Here is a 14,374-nt window from a genome sequence, read left to right on the forward strand (position 1 = left end):
TTTTTACCGCCTCCAAGGACTACTCATGCAAACCAACAACACCCAACCCGTCCTGCTGGACGAACTTCCCTCCCCCGCTCATGCGCCGACCCGTGCCGCCTGGCTGGCCGTGCTGTCGGTTGCCGTCGGCTCGTTCGCGCTGGTGACGACGGAATTTCTGCCGGTCGGCCTGCTGCCGTCCATCGCCGCCGAATTGCGCGTCACCGAAGGCATCGCCGGCATGATGGTGACCATCCCCGGCCTGGTGGCCGCCTTCGCCGCCATCCTGGTGACCATCGGCGTCGGCAAGACCGACCGCCGCTACGTCATCTGGGGCCTGACCGCGACGCTGATCGTCTCCAACCTGATCGTCGCGCTGTCGCACTCGTTCCCGCTGGTGCTGGCCGGCCGCGCCCTGCTGGGCATAGGCGTCGGCGGCTTCTGGGCCATCGGCGGCGCGCTGGGCAACCGGCTGGTGCCGGAAGCGCATGCGGCGCGGGCCACCTCGATCATCTTCGCCGGCATCTCGCTGGGCACCGTGGCCGGGGTGCCGGCCGGCGCCATGATCGGTGAGCTGGTCGGCTGGCGCATGGCCTTCTTCGCCGCCAGCGCCGTCGCCACGCTGGTGCTGCTGGCGCAAATGTGGCTGCTGCCACGCCTGCCGACGGCGACGTCGCTGACCTTTGGCCAGCTGCCTGCGCTGCTGCGCGTGAAGAAAGCGCGCCTGGGCATGCTGGTCACGCTGCTGATCTTCATCGGCCAGTTCGCCGCCTACACCTATGTGACACCGTTCCTGAGCCAGGTCGCCGGCCTGGGCGCCAAGACCATCAGCGCGCTGCTGCTGATCTATGGCGCGGCAGGTTTCGTCGGCAACCTGGTCGGCGGCTGGGCCGTCGCCAGGAGCGTGAGGAAGTCGCTGATCGCCACCGGCGTCATCATGGGCCTGTCGGCCGCCGCGATGCCGCTGTTCGGCGCCACCGCGGCGGGCGCCACGGTGCTGATCATCATTTGGGGCCTGGCCTTCGGCCTGATGCCGATCTCGGTGCAGACCTGGATGTTCAAGGCCGCGCCGGATGCGATGGAAAGCGGCGGCGCGGTGTTCGTCGCCACCGCGCAGATCTCGCTGGCCAGCGGCGCACTGGTGGGCGGCGTGTCGGTGGACTACCTGGGCGTATCGAGCGCGATGGTGGTCGGCGGCCTGTTCGCGTTAGCGATGGCGGCGGTCATCGCGCTGTGGGCCAAGGAAGACGACAAGGTGCAGGGCAAGCTGCACGCCGTTCATTGACCGGATAAGCGATCAGATTCGTCCGCGTTTGAACTCAGCCAGGAAGGCCTTGGTCTCCCTGGCTGACAGCACCTTGACGTCGTCGCCGTGCCAGGCGTAGAGATACGGCGTGCCGCCAAGGCGATCGGTCAGCTTGGCATCCAGCAGGAAGCAGGTGCCCAGCGGGTACAAGGACGTATCGCTCATCTTGCGCGAACACTGCACCGCCAGCTCCGGCGAAAACGCCTGCCCCGGCACCGGATGGATTTCCACTCCGCTCCCACGCTGCACCGAATGCACCGCCACCTGCCGGTATGCGTAGATATCACGCGCCATCGCTCATCCCTTGCCGTCAAAAGCGCCATGTTAGCAGATCGCTTATGGCTGGTTTATCACTCCCGCAACGAACTCCAGGAAGGCCTGCGTCTTCGCCGGCGGATGGTGACGCGACGGATAATAGGCATACATCGGAAAGCGTTCGTCCGGCCATGCGCTCAACACCGGCGTCAATGCGCCGGAACGCAGCAGCGGCTCGACCGCGAGATCGATCACCTGCGCCAGGCCGTAACCGGCCAGCAGCACGCTTTCCATGGTGGCGGCGTCGTTCAGCGTCAACTGGCCGCGCGGCTTGACGATCGTGGTCTTGCCGCCGCGATGAAACTCCCACTCGTACGGCCGGCCGGTCGCCGGATCGCGGAAATGGATGCACACATGCTCTTCGCCCTCCAGGTCGGAGGGCTTTTTCGGCACGCCGTGGCGGCGCAGGTAGGCCGGCGTGGCGACCGTCAGCACGCGCGTGTCCATCAGCTTGCGGGCGATCAGCGATGACGACTGCGGATGGCCGAAGCGGATGGCCAGGTCGAAGCCGTCGCCGACCATGTCGCCCAGATGGTCGCGCGATACCAGGTCGAGATCCAGTTCCGGGTGCCGCTTCAGGAAGCCGCCCAGCTTGGGGCCCACCAGCAAGCGCCCCAGCAACGGCTCGATATTGACGCGCAATCGTCCACGCACCGTGACGGCGCCCTCGCCCGCCGAGGCGACGGCCTCCTCCAGTCCCGCCAGCAACGGCCCGACCTGCGCGTAGAAGCGGTGGCCTTCGTCCGTCAGCGACACCTTGCGTGTGGTGCGGTCGAACAGCCGGATATTGAGTCGCGCCTCCAGCTTGGCGATGGCGCGGCTGACGCCCGACTGCGACATGTCCAGCACTTCGCCGGCACGCACGAAGCTGCCGGTGTCCACGATCGCCGCCAGCACGCGCATGCCGTTCACCACCCGTTCGTCGAATGCCATGATGTATGCCAATTAGTCATTAATGATATGAGTTCCATGCTATCGGAGTATCAGTCGTTTTGCATCAAAATTCTTGCATGCGGACTTTCCGCCTTCATTCAAGGAGATCATCATGTATGCAATTACCGGTATCACTGGTCAGGTAGGTTCGGAACTGGGCAAGCTGCTGCTGGAGGCCGGCCTGCCGGTTCGCGCGGTGGTGCGCGACGCAGCCAAGGGCGCCGCATGGTCGGCACGCGGCGCGCAGGTGGCGCTGGCCGAGATGAGCGATGCGGATGCGCTGGCCAAGGCCTTTGCCGGCGCCGAAGCCGTGTTCGTACTGCTGCCGCCGACCTTCGACCCGACCGACGGCTTCCCCGAAGCCCTTGCGCAGATCAATGCGCTGCACAAGGCACTGTCGGTGGCGAAACCGTCGCGCGTGGTGGCGCTGTCGACCGTCGGAGCCCAGGCGACGCAGCCCAACCTGCTGAATCAACTTGGCCAGATGGAGCGTCAGCTGCGCACGCTGGACATGCCTGTCACCTTCCTGCGCGCTGCGTGGTTCATGGAGAACAGCGTGTGGGACGTGGCGGCGGCGCGCGCGAGCGGCACCATCCCGAGCTTCCTGCAGCCGCTGGACCGCGCGGTGCCGATGATCGCCTGCCGGGACATTTCCACCGTGGCGGCTGAGCTGCTGCAGCAGACCTGGAGCGGCGTGCGCGTGGTGGAACTGGAAGCCGCAGCGCGCGTCAGCCCGAACGATATCGCCGCCTCGTTCAGCCGCCTGCTGGGCAAGGACGTGAGCGCGGCCGCGGTGCCGCGCGATACGTGGGCCGACCTGTTCGCGTCGCACGGCATGAAGAATCCAACGCCGCGCATCCAGATGCTGAACGGCTTCAACGAAGGCTGGATCGAGTTTGAAGGCGGCCGCGAAGGTTCGCGTAAAGGATCGGTGACGCTGGACCAGGCCATCGCCGCATTGCTCGAGCGGGTGCCGGCATGAGCGGCCGCCTTCTCGGCCAGCGCGTGATCGTGCTCGGCGCTTCGTCCGGCATCGGGTTGGCGGTGGCGCGCGAGGCCTTGCGCGAGGATGCCGAGGTGCTGGTCGTCTCCAGCCAGATGTCGCGGGTGGAGAAGGCGCTGGAGTACCTGGGCAGCAAGGCGCAAGGCTGCGCGCTTGATCTGCTGGATGAACGGGCGGTTGAGCGCTTCTTCGGCACCGCCGGTGAATTCGATCACCTGGTTTATACGGCGGGCGATACGCTGAAGATCGGCGCGCTGTCCGAGGCCAACCTGGGCTCGTCGCGGTCGGCGTTCGACGTGCGCTACTGGGGTGCGCTGGCGGCGGCGAAGCATGGGGCGCGGCATATCCGGCCGGGCGGCTCGATCACCTTCACGACTGGCGTCGCGGCGGCGCGTCCGCAAGCCGGATGGACGCTGGTGGCGAGCGTGTGCGGCGCGGTCGAGGCGCTGACCCGCGCACTGGCGGTGGAGCTGGCGCCGCTGCGGGTCAACGCCGTGTCGCCGGGATTGATCGCGACGAACCTGTGGCAGGACATGACGCAGGCGCAGCGCGGGCAGATGTTCGACGACGCCAGCGACGAACTGCTGGTGGGCCGCGTAGGCTCGGCCGAAGACGTCGCCGCCGCCTACCTGTTCCTGATGACCAGCGGCTTCGCCACCGGCCAGACCCACATCGTCGACGGCGGCGCACTGTTGATCTAGTCGAGAGACGGCAACCGCCGGGCTGGGGGAACAAGCCGGCGTCAGAATTTCGGCAGCCGCTCCAGGGTGATCACGTTCGGATGGTGGTAGACCTTGTTCTTGTGCGCCTTGGTGTTGTAGTACTCGCCGGTCCAGAAGTTGTTCGGACCGGTGACACCGGGCGCGCTGTCGCCATCGTTCCAGACCATGAACCACAGCCACCAGGCGCCATCCTCAGCGATCCGGTCCGGATCCGGGATGTAGCTGTTTTCGCTCAGCGCGATCGGCTTGCGGTCCGCCGTGATGCGCTGCGCCTGCCGGTAGGTGGCGATTTGCGAGCGGTAATTCTGCTTGTCGGTGTCGTCGTAGATGTCATAGCCGGTGATGTCCACCACGTCGTCGCCCGGATACCACGCCTGGTCCTGGCCGTTCCAGACCCAGATCAGGTTATGGAGACCGTGCAGGTTCACCAGCCGGTCGTACATGTGGCGCCACAACTGGATGTAGGCCTGGGCCTGCGACGCGCCGTCGCTGCGCGCGCGGCCCCACCAGAACCAGCCATCGCCGTTGTTACCCGAGGCCTCGTGCAGCGGACGCCATAGCACAGTGACGCCCGCGTCGGACAGTTTCTTCAGCTCGGCCGCGACCAGATCGATGCCGTCATCGATCTGACGGTAGGCCGGGCTGTTGCGGTCCAGCGCACCGTTGGCCATCGGGATCGTGAAAGCGGTGGATCTGGAGGCATCGCTGTCATGAGCATAGAACTGGGCCTGGTTCACCTGGGCCGTCTTCAGCAGGGCGGGATCGCACCAGTGCCAGGCGAATGCCACCAGGCCGCCCCGGTTGGCAAAGGCGATCGCCTCCTCGGTCTGGTGCTGCCCGCTGGTGCCGCTGGCGGTCATCCCATAGTTCATGAAATCGTAGCCCATCAGCGCTGGATATTTGCCGGTGTCGGCGTGAACTCGTTCAGCCATGTCGACCGAGTCCTTCCAGGTCAGGTCCTGTTGTCCCGCAATGACGCTCTTGCCCCAGATGCCGCACAGATAGGCGTAGATGGTCCGGGTTTTCTGATTGGCTCCGGCATCCACCGGCGCGCCGCAGGGCGGCTTGGCGTTGGCGTTGGCGCAGAGCGGCAGCGCCAGCGTGGCGGCCAGCGCAAGCAGTCGTAGTCCGCGTGCAGAAAGCATCTTTGTCTTACGAAGAAATCAGCAAGGCGATGGATTCGGCGGCGATGCCCTCTTCCCTGCCCAAATAGCCCAACTTCTCGTTGGTCTTGGCCTTGATGTTGACCTGGCCGACGGCCACGCCCAGATCTTCGGCGATGTTGGCGCACATGGCGGCGATGTGCGGCGCCATCTTCGGCCGCTGCGCGATGATCGTGGCGTCGATGTTGCCGATGCTGTAGCCGGTGGCCACCACGCGGCGCGCCGCCTCCTTCAACAGCGTGCGCGAGTCGGCCCCCTTGAATTGCGGATCGGTGTCCGGAAAGTGCTTGCCGATGTCGCCCAGCGCGGCGGCGCCCAGAATGGCATCGGTGATCGCGTGCAGCAGCACGTCGGCGTCCGAGTGCCCCAGCAGGCCGACATGGTGCGGGATGTCGACGCCGCCGATGATCAGCTTGCGGCCTTCAACCAGCGCGTGGCAATCGTAGCCCTGGCCGATGCGGAATGGAAGTTTGGTCATAGTGTTTTATCCTTGTTCACCTGCCGCCAGGTACATCTCCGCGATGCGGATGTCGGCCGGCAGCGTTACTTTCAAATTTCGTGGATGGCCTTCGATCAAGCGCGGCGACAGGCCGAGCATCTCGACGGCGCTGGCGTCGTCGGTGATGGCGTTGGCGTCCGGCGCGCTGCCGAGGGCCCGCAGCAACAGCTCGTAGCTGAACATCTGCGGCGTTTGCGCCAGCCACATGCCGTCGCGCGGGATGGTGGCGCCGGAACGCGCCTCGCCAGCAGCCGCGGCAACGCGCTTCACGGTATCGACCACCGGCAGCGCCAGCAACCCGCCGGCGGCATCGTCGCCCACGCCGTGTATCAGTTTGGCGATCAGCGACGGCGTCAGGCCGGGACGCGCGGCGTCGTGCACCATGATCATGTCGTGATCGGCCACCACGCCATGCAGTGCGCGCAAGGCATTCAGCACCGTGTCCATGCGGGTGGCGCCGCCGCAGCGCAGTACCGTCACGCCTTCCAGGTCCGGCGGCAGCACGGCGTCGATCTGGCCGTCGGCGGCGCTGACCACCACGTAGGTGTGGGCGACCAGGTCGCTGGCGCGGAACGCGTCGACCGCGTGGCGCAGCATCGGCTTGCCGCCGACCGTCAGGTATTGTTTGGGTCCGTCCGCCGCCATGCGCGCGCCGACGCCGGCGGCTGGCAGCAATGCAAAGTAGCGGAGAGTAGTGGTCGATGCAGTCATAGTCTTCAGTTATTTTTCCGGCGCTTCAGCAGGATGTCGGCGATCTCGCCGTCGCAGGTCTTGCCGAGGCGCGCATATTCTTCCGGCGTATCGATCGCGTCCTGCTTCGCCTTGCCTTTTTCAAATTCGTCGCGGATGAAGGGGAACCAGGTGCCGTTGATCTCGTGTTCCAGCGCCGACATCGCGGTGCCGGACGGCGCATACAGCGGCTTGCCTTCAAAGCGTTTGTTCAATGCCTCGCGTACCACGTTTTCGACCCGCGCCAGGTTTTCCATGTATGCCTGCAAATGCCGCTGCTCGTGCTCCAGGATCGCCTTGTACGAGCAGGTGCCCGGCGCGAACTCGCTACCGACATAGATCAGCACCGGCGAGTAATTCAGCTTGACGTCCACCTGCGGCGCGATGCACTCGTAGCCGCTCGCAGGGTCCTGCAATATCGGGCCGCCCAAGCTTGCGGAATACTGGCCTCTTGTCACCGTCAGGCCCAGGGTCGCCATCCTGTTGTCCATGTTGCCGGCCTTCGCCGTGATCGCGCGGTACGGCAGCTGGTTGTTGATGGTGTAGCCGTTCTGCTTCGAGGACAGCACGGAGACTGTCTTCGCGATCGTATCCTCGCAACGGACCTGGAATGGCGTGCGCTCCGCCGCCCATGCCATGCCGCAGCTGGCCAGCAGACCAGTGCAGATGACGATGGCGGCGCGCGGCATCATTACAGCTTCCAGTCGCCCGAGCGCAGCTTGTCGAGCCAGAAGATGCCGATGACGGTCTTGACGTCGGTGATCGTCCCTTCGCGTACGCCTTGCAGCAGTTCGTCGATGGTGGTGGTGTAAATTTCGAGGAACTCGCCGTCGTCCAGCTTTTGCGGGCCGGCTCTGAGGCCGCGCGCCAGGTACAGGTCCAGATGCTCGTCCGAATAAGCGATGGCGTTGTGGATACGGGTGACGAATTGCCATTCGCCGGCGGTATAGCCGGTTTCCTCTTCCAGTTCGCGCTGCGCGCTGTGCAGCGGATCCTCGCCGGCATCGATTTTCCCAGCCGGGAATTCGATGAAGACCTGATGCAGCGGATAGCGGTATTGGCGCTCCATCAGCACGGTGCCGTCGTCGAGCAGTGGCAGGATCACAACTGCGCCGGGATGCAGCACGTATTCGCGTGCGGTGCGCTTGCCGTCGGGGAGCGCTATCGTGTCGCGCTGGACTTTGAGGAAGTGGCCGTCGTAGACCAATTCGCCGTCGATGCGGGTTTCTGTCAAATGTTCGTCCATAGCTGCTCCACGTCGTTGAAGAACGATAGTGTATCAGCCGTGGCGCTTGCGCAGGTAGCGAACGATGAATCCCGGGAATCCGAGAACGATGAAGAGGCAGGCGGAGATTGCGTAGAACTCCCACGTCTGCGGGAAGCGGTTGCCGATCTGGCCTTCGAGTCCGAAGCCGATGGCGCCAACGACAAAGTACAGCACCGCCATTTCCAGCAGCCGCACGATCAGCGGCTTGCGCGGCCATTTGGTGGCCAGCAGCGCGAATACCTTGTCATTGAAAAAAGGCAGGTTGGCGGCCGCGATTGCAACCGCGATCACCAACCAGCTTGCGACGGAAACATCCATCAGGTGTTCAGCGTCAGGGTCATGGCTTTCAGGCAGGCCGCCAGCAGCGGGCCTGGCAGAAGGCCCAGCAGCACGATGGCGACGCCGTTCAGGCTCAGGGCGAAGCTCATGTCGGCCTTCATGACGATAGGCGAATTATCCGCCGGCTCGTCGAACCACATCATCTTGACGACGCGCAGGTAGTAGAACGCGCCGATCAGCGAGAACATCACCGCGACCACGGTCAGCCAGATCTGGCCGGTGCCCAGCACGGCGGTCAGCACCGAGAACTTGGCGGCAAAGCCCATCATCGGCGGCACGCCGGCCAGCGAGAACATCAGCAGCGACATCACCAGCGCGAACCAGCCGTTACGCTTGCTCAGGCCCTTGAAGTCGGACAGTTCTTCCGCTTCGAAGCCGGAACGCGCCAGCAGCATGATCAGGCCGAAGCTGCCCAGCGTGGTCATCACGTAGGTGAGCGTGTAGTACATCGCGGCGCTGTAGGCAGCGGCGGCGCCGGTGCGGTCGGTGGTGCCCGCGACGCCGGCCAGCAGGCCAAGCAGCACGAAGCCCATTTGCGCGATGGTCGAGTAGGCCAGCATGCGCTTCAGGTTGGTCTGCGCGATCGCGGTCACGTTGCCGATGACCAGCGACATCACAGCCAGCACCATCAGCATCTGCTGCCAATCCACCGCCAGCGGCAGCAGGCCTTCCACCAGCAGGCGGATGCAGATGGCGAAGGTGGCGATCTTCGGCGCGCCGCCCAGCAGCAGCGTCACTGCCGTTGGCGAACCTTGATAGACGTCCGGTACCCACATGTGGAACGGTACGGCGCCCAGCTTGAACGCCAGGCCGGCGACCAGGAACACGATGCCGAACACCAGGATGGTCGGCTTGATGGTGCCCGCTGCGACGGCGGCCGACACCTTGGCGATGTCCAGCGTGCCGGTCGCGCCGTACAGCATCGAGATACCGTACAACAGGAAACCGGAAGCCAGCGCGCCCAGGATGAAGTACTTCATCGCGGCTTCGGTGGCCTTGTGGTTGTCGCGGCGGATCGCCACCAGCGCGTACAGCGACAGCGACATCAGCTCGACGCCCAGGTAGATCGACAGGAAGTTCGAGCCCGAGATCATGACCATCTGGCCCAGCATGGCGAACAGCGCCAGCACGTAGAACTCGCCGCCCAGGTTACCGCTCAACATGCCGCGGTCTTCGGCGTACTGGCGCGAATACACCAGCGTCAGGCCGACGGCCAGGTAGGTGAACAGCTTGAGCAGGTTCGCCATCGGATCGGAGACGAACATGCCGTTGAAGGTGTAGACCGTGGTGCCGGCGGTGTAGTCGTGGTAGCTCAGCGCGCCGCAGATCAGCAGCGTCACCAGCGACAGCACGTAGGTCACCGAGCGCTTACCCTGCGACAGGAACATATCGATCAACAGGATCGCACAGGCGCCGATCAGCAGAGCGATTTCAGCGTACAGCGGCACCATGTCGATAACCGCTTGTGGAAGTGGAGTAGTCATTTATGTGTTTCCGTTTTCAGTAAGGCAGCTTGCTGTGCGCAACGTGAGCCAGCAGGTCTGCAACCGAGGTTTGCATCGTGTCGGTGAATGGCGCTGGGTACAGGCCCATGTACAGCACGGCGACAGCCAGAATGCCCAGCATCAGGAATTCGCGGCCGTTGATGTCGACCAGTTCAGCCACATGGTGGTTGGCGACCTTGCCGAAGATGACGCGCTTGGCCATCCACAGCGAGTAGGCTGCGCCGAGGATCAGCGCGGTCGCGGCCAGCAGGCCAATCCAGAAGTTGTACTGGGTGGCGCCCAGGATCACCATGAACTCGCCGACGAAGCCGGAGGTCGCAGGCAGGCCGCAGTTAGCCATCGAGAAGAAGATGAACAGCGCGGCAAACTTCGGCATCTTGTTGACGACGCCACCGTAGTCGGCGATCTGGCGCGAGTGCGCCTGGTCGTACAGCACGCCGATGCACAGGAACATCGCGCCGGAAATGAAACCGTGCGAGATCATTTGCGCGATGGCGCCCTGCACGCCGATGTTATTGAAGATGAAGAAGCCCAGCGTGACGAAGCCCATGTGGGCGATCGACGAGTAGGCGACCAGCTTTTTCATGTCCTTCTGTACCAGCGCGACCAGGCCGACATAGATCACGGCGATCAGCGACAGGGTGATGACGAACGGCGCCATGTAGTGCGACGCATCGGGAACGATAGGCAGCGAGAAACGCAGGAAACCGTAGGCACCCAGCTTCAGCATGATCGCGGCCAGCACGGCGGAACCGCCGGTAGGCGCTTCGACGTGGACGTCCGGCAGCCAGGTGTGGACCGGGAACATCGGCACTTTAACGGCGAAGGCCATGAAGAAGGCGATGAAGATGAAGATCTGCTCTTTCATCGTCAGGGCGATCTTGTGCCACATCAGGATGTCGAAGCTGCCGCCCGATACCTTGTACAGGTAGATGATGGCGATCAGCGTCAGCAGCGAGCCGAAGAAGGTGTAGAGGAAGAACTTGAACGACGCGTACACGCGGTTCTCGCCGCCCCAGATACCGATGATGATGTACATCGGGATCAGCGTGGCTTCGAAGAAGAAGTAGAACAGCAGGCCGTCCATGGCGCAGAACACGCCGATCATCAGGCCGGACAGGATCAGGAACGCGCCCATGTACTGCGCCACGCGCTTCTGGATCACCTGCCAGGCCGAGATCACGACGATCACGGTGATGAACGCCGTCAGCGGCACGAACCACAGCGACAGGCCGTCGATGCCCAGCGAGTAGTAGATGTTGAAGCGCTCGATCCACGGCGACTTCTCGACGAACTGCATGCCGTGGGCCGCGTTGTTGAAGTGGACGATCAGCGGCAGCGTGGCGACGAAGCTGATGATGGAAGCGATCAGCGATCCAACGCGGACCAGGCCCGCATTGGAGTCGCGGCCCAGGGCCAGCACGATCAGACCGAATATGATCGGGAGCCAGATCGCCAGGCTCAGGAACGGAGGATAAGTTGTAATTGACTGCATCATGGTTATCGTTATCTCTATGCGTATCAGCTAATTAAGCGTGCCAAAACGGCAGGAAGTAGACCAGGAACCCCAGAATGCCGAGGATCATGACGAACGCGTAGTGGTAGATATAACCAGTCTGCGCCAAACGGGTCAGCGTCGAGAACCAGCCCACCAGCCTGGCGCTGCCGTTCACCACAAAGCCGTCGATCAGGGTCTTGTCGCCGATGTTCCACAGGCCGTTGCCCAGCAGGCGTGCGCCGCCGGCGAACACCACCTCGTTGAACTTGTCCATGTAGTACTTGTTGTCCAGCAGCGTGTGCAGGAACTTGAACTTCTCGTAGAACCAGGCCGGTACGCGAGGATTGATCATGTAGCAGTAGTACGCGGTGGCGACGCCGGAGATCGCCAGCCACAGCGGCAGCGACGTCAGCGAGTGCATGGCCATGGCCATCGGGCCGTGGTATTCCTCTTTCAGCAGTTCCATCGCCTTGTGGTTTTCGCCGAAGGCGATCACGCCGGTGAAGAAGTCGCCGAACAGCATGGGACCGATGGTCAGGTAGCCGATGATGACCGAAGGGATGGCCAGCATCGCCAGCGGGAACCAGACCACGAATGGCGATTCATGCGGCTTCTGGCCAGGCTCCAGGCCATGATGGCCGTGGTCGTCCTCTTCCTCGTGATGCGCGTCGGAGTCGTGAGCGTGGTCGTCGTGCGCGCCGTGGGCGGCAGCCGGAGCATGATGATCGTCATGCGCGTGGGCCTTGCCGAAACGCTCTTCGCCATGGAATACCAGGAAGTACATGCGGAACGAGTAGAACGCGGTCACGAACACGCCTGCCAGCACGGCGAAGTTGGCGAAGCCAGCGCCCCAGATGTGGGTCTCGGCGACGGCTTCGATGATCGAATCCTTCGAGTAGAAGCCGGAGAAGAACGGGGTGCCGATCAGCGCCAGGGAACCCAGCAAGGAAGTGATCCAGGTGATCGGCATGTACTTGCGCAGGCCGCCCATGTTGCGGATGTCCTGGTCGTGGTGCATGCCGATGATGACCGAGCCGGCGCCAAGGAACAGCAGCGCCTTGAAGAATGCGTGGGTCATCAGGTGGAACACGGCCACCGAGTAAGCGGACGAACCCAGCGCCACGGTCATGTAGCCCAGCTGCGACAAGGTCGAGTAAGCGACCACGCGCTTGATGTCGTTCTGGATGATGCCCAGGAAGCCCATGAACAGCGCGGTGATCGAGCCGATGACCAGGATGAAGGACAGCGCGGTGTCCGACAGTTCGAACAGCGGCGACATGCGGGTCACCATGAAGATACCCGCGGTAACCATGGTCGCGGCGTGGATCAGTGCAGAGATCGGGGTCGGGCCTTCCATCGAGTCAGGCAGCCAGACGTGCAGCGGGAACTGCGCCGACTTGCCCATCGCGCCGATGAACAGGCAGATGCAGGCGACGGTCAGCAGCGCCCAGTCGGTGCCCGGCAGGTGCAGCGCAGCCAGCGCTTCCTTCTTGGCGAAGACTTCCTGGTAGTCCATCGAACCGGCGTAGGCCAGCAGCAGGCCGATACCCAGGATGAAGCCGAAGTCGCCGACGCGGTTGACCAGGAACGCCTTCATGTTGGCCACGATCGCCGTTGGGCGGGTGTACCAGAAGCCGATCAGCAGGTACGACACCAGGCCCACCGCTTCCCAGCCGAAGAACAGCTGCAGGAAGTTGTTGGCCATGACCAGCATCAGCATCGAGAAGGTGAACAGCGAGATGTAGGCGAAGAAGCGGTTGTAGCCTTCATCTTCCGCCATGTAGCCGATGGTGTAGATGTGCACCATCAGCGACACGAAGGTCACCACGCACATCATCATCGCCGACAGCGCGTCGATCTGGAAGCCGACCTGCAGCTTCAGCCCGGCCACGGTCATCCAGTTGTAGACGGTGCCGTTGTAGCTGGCGCCGTTGACGACATCGTTCAGCGTCATCGCCGACAGGATGAACGCCACCAGCACGCCCAGGATGGTCGCCGTGTGCGAGGTCTTGCGACCTACCACGTTGCCGAAGAATTTAGTTCCTAACAAGCCCGCAATCGCGGCGCCGGCCAGCGGCGCCAAGGGTACGGCTAGCAGGAGATTAGGGTTAAGAGTAACCGCCATGATGAACCTTAATCGTTATTATTCGAGTGAGAACTTAGCCCTTGAGGCTATCCAGGTCTTCCACATTGATGGTGTCCAGGTTACGGAACATCACCACCAGAATCGCGAGGCCGATTGCCGATTCAGCAGCCGCCACGGTCAGGATGAAGAAAACGAAGATCTGCCCGGCCGCGTCGCCCAGGTAATGCGAGAACGCGATGAAGTTCATGTTCACCGCCAGCAGCATCAGTTCGATGGCCATCAGCAGGACAATGATGTTCTTGCGGTTCAGGAAAATACCGACGATCGAGATCGCGAACAATATCGCGCCGAGAACGAGGTAGTGAGCGAGCGATAAAGTCATGGTGCCTCCTTAACTTCTGCCGAACCAGCAGCATTCTGGCCGCGTGTGGTCACCGGATCGATCTTGATGATCTTCAGGCGGTCGTTGCGCTTGACGCGTACCGCGTCGGCTGGGTCGAAATGTTTGGTGTCCTTGCGCTTGCGCAGGGTCAGCGCCACGGCGGCGATGATCGCCACCAGCAGGATCACCCCGGCGATTTCAAAGCCGTAGATGTATTTGGTGTAGATCAGGATGCCCAGTTCCTTGGTGCCGCCGATGTTGCCGGTGTTGGGCACCTGCTGGTCGAACGACAGGAAGGAGCGCCACAGCACGGCGGCCATTTCCAGCACGATGATCACGCCGACGAAGGAAGCGACCGGCAGGTAGCCCCAGAAGCCTTCGCGCATCTTGTCCGTGTCGATGTCGAGCATCATGACCACGAACAGGAACAGCACCATGACGGCGCCGACGTAGACCAGCACCAGCACGATGGCCAGGAACTCGGCCTCGAGCAGCATCCAGATGCCGGCAGCCGAGAAGAACGCCAGCACCAGGAACAGCGCGGCGTGCACCGGATTGCGGGCTGTGATAACGCGCGTCGCAGCCAATATCATGATGGCTGAGAAGGCGTAGAACAAAGCAGTTTTAAATTCCATAACTAACCCAAGA

At 63.2% G+C, this 14,374-nt stretch carries 16 protein-coding genes; 3 read left to right on the forward strand and 13 right to left on the reverse strand.

The genetic code is table 11. The features are described from left to right. Positions 1–25 precede the first annotated feature (25 nt). On the forward strand, positions 26–1,264 hold the full coding sequence (locus tag ACSQ3S_RS23840) for an MFS transporter (RefSeq protein ID WP_436143989.1): 1,239 nt from the start codon (positions 26–28) through the stop codon (positions 1,262–1,264). A 12-nt stretch (positions 1,265–1,276) separates the two neighbouring features. On the opposite strand, the gene ACSQ3S_RS23845 is transcribed toward ACSQ3S_RS23840, so the two are convergent. Together ACSQ3S_RS23845 and ACSQ3S_RS23850 are read right to left on the reverse strand one after the other, a co-directional pair. Further along, positions 1,277–1,579, reverse strand: a complete 303-nt coding sequence (locus ACSQ3S_RS23845; protein ID WP_353402925.1) for a hypothetical protein — start codon at positions 1,577–1,579, stop codon at positions 1,277–1,279. Between the two features lie 42 nt (positions 1,580–1,621). Further along, on the reverse strand, positions 1,622–2,533 hold the full coding sequence (locus ACSQ3S_RS23850; RefSeq protein ID WP_176651795.1) for a LysR family transcriptional regulator: 912 nt from the start codon (positions 2,531–2,533) through the stop codon (positions 1,622–1,624). Between the two features lie 112 nt (positions 2,534–2,645). Here ACSQ3S_RS23850 and ACSQ3S_RS23855 point away from each other — a divergent pair, with 112 nt between their 5' ends. Together ACSQ3S_RS23855 and ACSQ3S_RS23860 are read left to right on the forward strand one after the other, a co-directional pair. Continuing rightward, positions 2,646–3,515: an NmrA family NAD(P)-binding protein gene (locus ACSQ3S_RS23855; protein ID WP_413446469.1), complete on the forward strand. Its 870-nt coding sequence runs from the start codon at positions 2,646–2,648 to the stop codon at positions 3,513–3,515. Then, positions 3,512–4,237: an SDR family oxidoreductase gene (locus tag ACSQ3S_RS23860; protein WP_436143990.1), complete on the forward strand. Its 726-nt coding sequence runs from the start codon at positions 3,512–3,514 to the stop codon at positions 4,235–4,237. The genes ACSQ3S_RS23855 and ACSQ3S_RS23860 overlap by 4 nt, the downstream gene beginning before the upstream one ends. Before the next feature lie 41 nt (positions 4,238–4,278). Here the strand turns inward: ACSQ3S_RS23860 and ACSQ3S_RS23865 are convergent, their stop codons facing one another. From ACSQ3S_RS23865 to ACSQ3S_RS23915, 11 genes are read right to left on the reverse strand one after another with little or no spacing between them, the layout of a single operon-like run. Further along, on the reverse strand, positions 4,279–5,403 hold the full coding sequence (locus tag ACSQ3S_RS23865; protein ID WP_436143991.1) for a glycosyl hydrolase: 1,125 nt from the start codon (positions 5,401–5,403) through the stop codon (positions 4,279–4,281). A 7-nt stretch (positions 5,404–5,410) separates the two neighbouring features. Continuing rightward, entirely contained in the window at positions 5,411–5,899 is a 489-nt protein-coding gene (gene ispF, locus ACSQ3S_RS23870; RefSeq protein ID WP_176651799.1) for a 2-C-methyl-D-erythritol 2,4-cyclodiphosphate synthase, read from the reverse strand. A gap of 6 nt (positions 5,900–5,905) precedes the next feature. After that, positions 5,906–6,631: a 2-C-methyl-D-erythritol 4-phosphate cytidylyltransferase gene (ispD, locus tag ACSQ3S_RS23875; protein WP_436143992.1), complete on the reverse strand. Its 726-nt coding sequence runs from the start codon at positions 6,629–6,631 to the stop codon at positions 5,906–5,908. 5 nt (positions 6,632–6,636) lie between these two features. After that, a complete protein-coding gene (locus ACSQ3S_RS23880) occupies positions 6,637–7,341 on the reverse strand; it encodes a hypothetical protein (protein ID WP_436143993.1) in 705 nt (234 codons plus the stop codon). Continuing rightward, positions 7,341–7,895, reverse strand: a complete 555-nt coding sequence (locus ACSQ3S_RS23885; protein ID WP_353402918.1) for an NUDIX hydrolase — start codon at positions 7,893–7,895, stop codon at positions 7,341–7,343. The genes ACSQ3S_RS23880 and ACSQ3S_RS23885 overlap by 1 nt, the downstream gene beginning before the upstream one ends. Positions 7,896–7,928: 33 nt before the next feature. Continuing rightward, positions 7,929–8,234 (reverse strand): DUF2818 family protein, encoded by a 306-nt coding sequence (locus ACSQ3S_RS23890; RefSeq protein WP_176651802.1) that lies wholly within the window; start codon positions 8,232–8,234, stop codon positions 7,929–7,931. Further along, positions 8,234–9,739 carry an NADH-quinone oxidoreductase subunit NuoN gene (gene nuoN, locus ACSQ3S_RS23895; RefSeq protein ID WP_176651803.1) on the reverse strand — a complete coding sequence of 502 codons (1,506 nt, stop codon included), beginning with the start codon at positions 9,737–9,739 and terminating at the stop codon, positions 8,234–8,236. Before nuoN ends, ACSQ3S_RS23890 begins: the two co-directional genes overlap by 1 nt. A 16-nt stretch (positions 9,740–9,755) precedes the next feature. After that, positions 9,756–11,258: an NADH-quinone oxidoreductase subunit M gene (locus ACSQ3S_RS23900; RefSeq protein WP_436143994.1), complete on the reverse strand. Its 1,503-nt coding sequence runs from the start codon at positions 11,256–11,258 to the stop codon at positions 9,756–9,758. Positions 11,259–11,289: 31 nt separating this feature from the next. Next, a complete protein-coding gene (nuoL, locus tag ACSQ3S_RS23905; RefSeq protein WP_176651805.1) occupies positions 11,290–13,383 on the reverse strand; it encodes an NADH-quinone oxidoreductase subunit L in 2,094 nt (697 codons plus the stop codon). 34 nt (positions 13,384–13,417) lie between these two features. Continuing rightward, positions 13,418–13,726: an NADH-quinone oxidoreductase subunit NuoK gene (gene nuoK / locus ACSQ3S_RS23910; protein ID WP_008450334.1), complete on the reverse strand. Its 309-nt coding sequence runs from the start codon at positions 13,724–13,726 to the stop codon at positions 13,418–13,420. After that, positions 13,723–14,361 (reverse strand): NADH-quinone oxidoreductase subunit J, encoded by a 639-nt coding sequence (locus ACSQ3S_RS23915; protein WP_176651806.1) that lies wholly within the window; start codon positions 14,359–14,361, stop codon positions 13,723–13,725. Before ACSQ3S_RS23915 ends, nuoK begins: the two co-directional genes overlap by 4 nt. Positions 14,362–14,374: the final 13 nt, after the last annotated feature.

The organism is Duganella sp. LjRoot269 (assembly GCF_964254095.1).
Taxonomy (GTDB): Bacteria; Pseudomonadota; Gammaproteobacteria; order Burkholderiales; family Burkholderiaceae_D; genus Rugamonas; species Rugamonas hordei.

What these genes read in the sequence shown, in the direction of transcription:
- ACSQ3S_RS23840 (WP_436143989.1), top strand. Translation starts at nt 26, where the DNA reads ATGCAAACCAACAACACCCAACCCGTCCTGCTGGACGAACTTCCCTCC.
- ACSQ3S_RS23845 (WP_353402925.1), bottom strand. Translation starts at nt 1,579, where the DNA reads ATGGCGCGTGATATCTACGCATACCGGCAGGTGGCGGTGCATTCGGTG.
- ACSQ3S_RS23850 (WP_176651795.1), bottom strand. Translation starts at nt 2,533, where the DNA reads ATGGCATTCGACGAACGGGTGGTGAACGGCATGCGCGTGCTGGCGGCG.
- ACSQ3S_RS23855 (WP_413446469.1), top strand. Translation starts at nt 2,646, where the DNA reads ATGTATGCAATTACCGGTATCACTGGTCAGGTAGGTTCGGAACTGGGC.
- ACSQ3S_RS23860 (WP_436143990.1), top strand. Translation starts at nt 3,512, where the DNA reads ATGAGCGGCCGCCTTCTCGGCCAGCGCGTGATCGTGCTCGGCGCTTCG.
- ACSQ3S_RS23865 (WP_436143991.1), bottom strand. Translation starts at nt 5,403, where the DNA reads ATGCTTTCTGCACGCGGACTACGACTGCTTGCGCTGGCCGCCACGCTG.
- ispF (WP_176651799.1), bottom strand. Translation starts at nt 5,899, where the DNA reads ATGACCAAACTTCCATTCCGCATCGGCCAGGGCTACGATTGCCACGCG.
- ispD (WP_436143992.1), bottom strand. Translation starts at nt 6,631, where the DNA reads ATGACTGCATCGACCACTACTCTCCGCTACTTTGCATTGCTGCCAGCC.
- ACSQ3S_RS23880 (WP_436143993.1), bottom strand. Translation starts at nt 7,341, where the DNA reads ATGATGCCGCGCGCCGCCATCGTCATCTGCACTGGTCTGCTGGCCAGC.
- ACSQ3S_RS23885 (WP_353402918.1), bottom strand. Translation starts at nt 7,895, where the DNA reads ATGGACGAACATTTGACAGAAACCCGCATCGACGGCGAATTGGTCTAC.
- ACSQ3S_RS23890 (WP_176651802.1), bottom strand. Translation starts at nt 8,234, where the DNA reads ATGGATGTTTCCGTCGCAAGCTGGTTGGTGATCGCGGTTGCAATCGCG.
- nuoN (WP_176651803.1), bottom strand. Translation starts at nt 9,739, where the DNA reads ATGACTACTCCACTTCCACAAGCGGTTATCGACATGGTGCCGCTGTAC.
- ACSQ3S_RS23900 (WP_436143994.1), bottom strand. Translation starts at nt 11,258, where the DNA reads ATGATGCAGTCAATTACAACTTATCCTCCGTTCCTGAGCCTGGCGATC.
- nuoL (WP_176651805.1), bottom strand. Translation starts at nt 13,383, where the DNA reads ATGGCGGTTACTCTTAACCCTAATCTCCTGCTAGCCGTACCCTTGGCG.
- nuoK (WP_008450334.1), bottom strand. Translation starts at nt 13,726, where the DNA reads ATGACTTTATCGCTCGCTCACTACCTCGTTCTCGGCGCGATATTGTTC.
- ACSQ3S_RS23915 (WP_176651806.1), bottom strand. Translation starts at nt 14,361, where the DNA reads ATGGAATTTAAAACTGCTTTGTTCTACGCCTTCTCAGCCATCATGATA.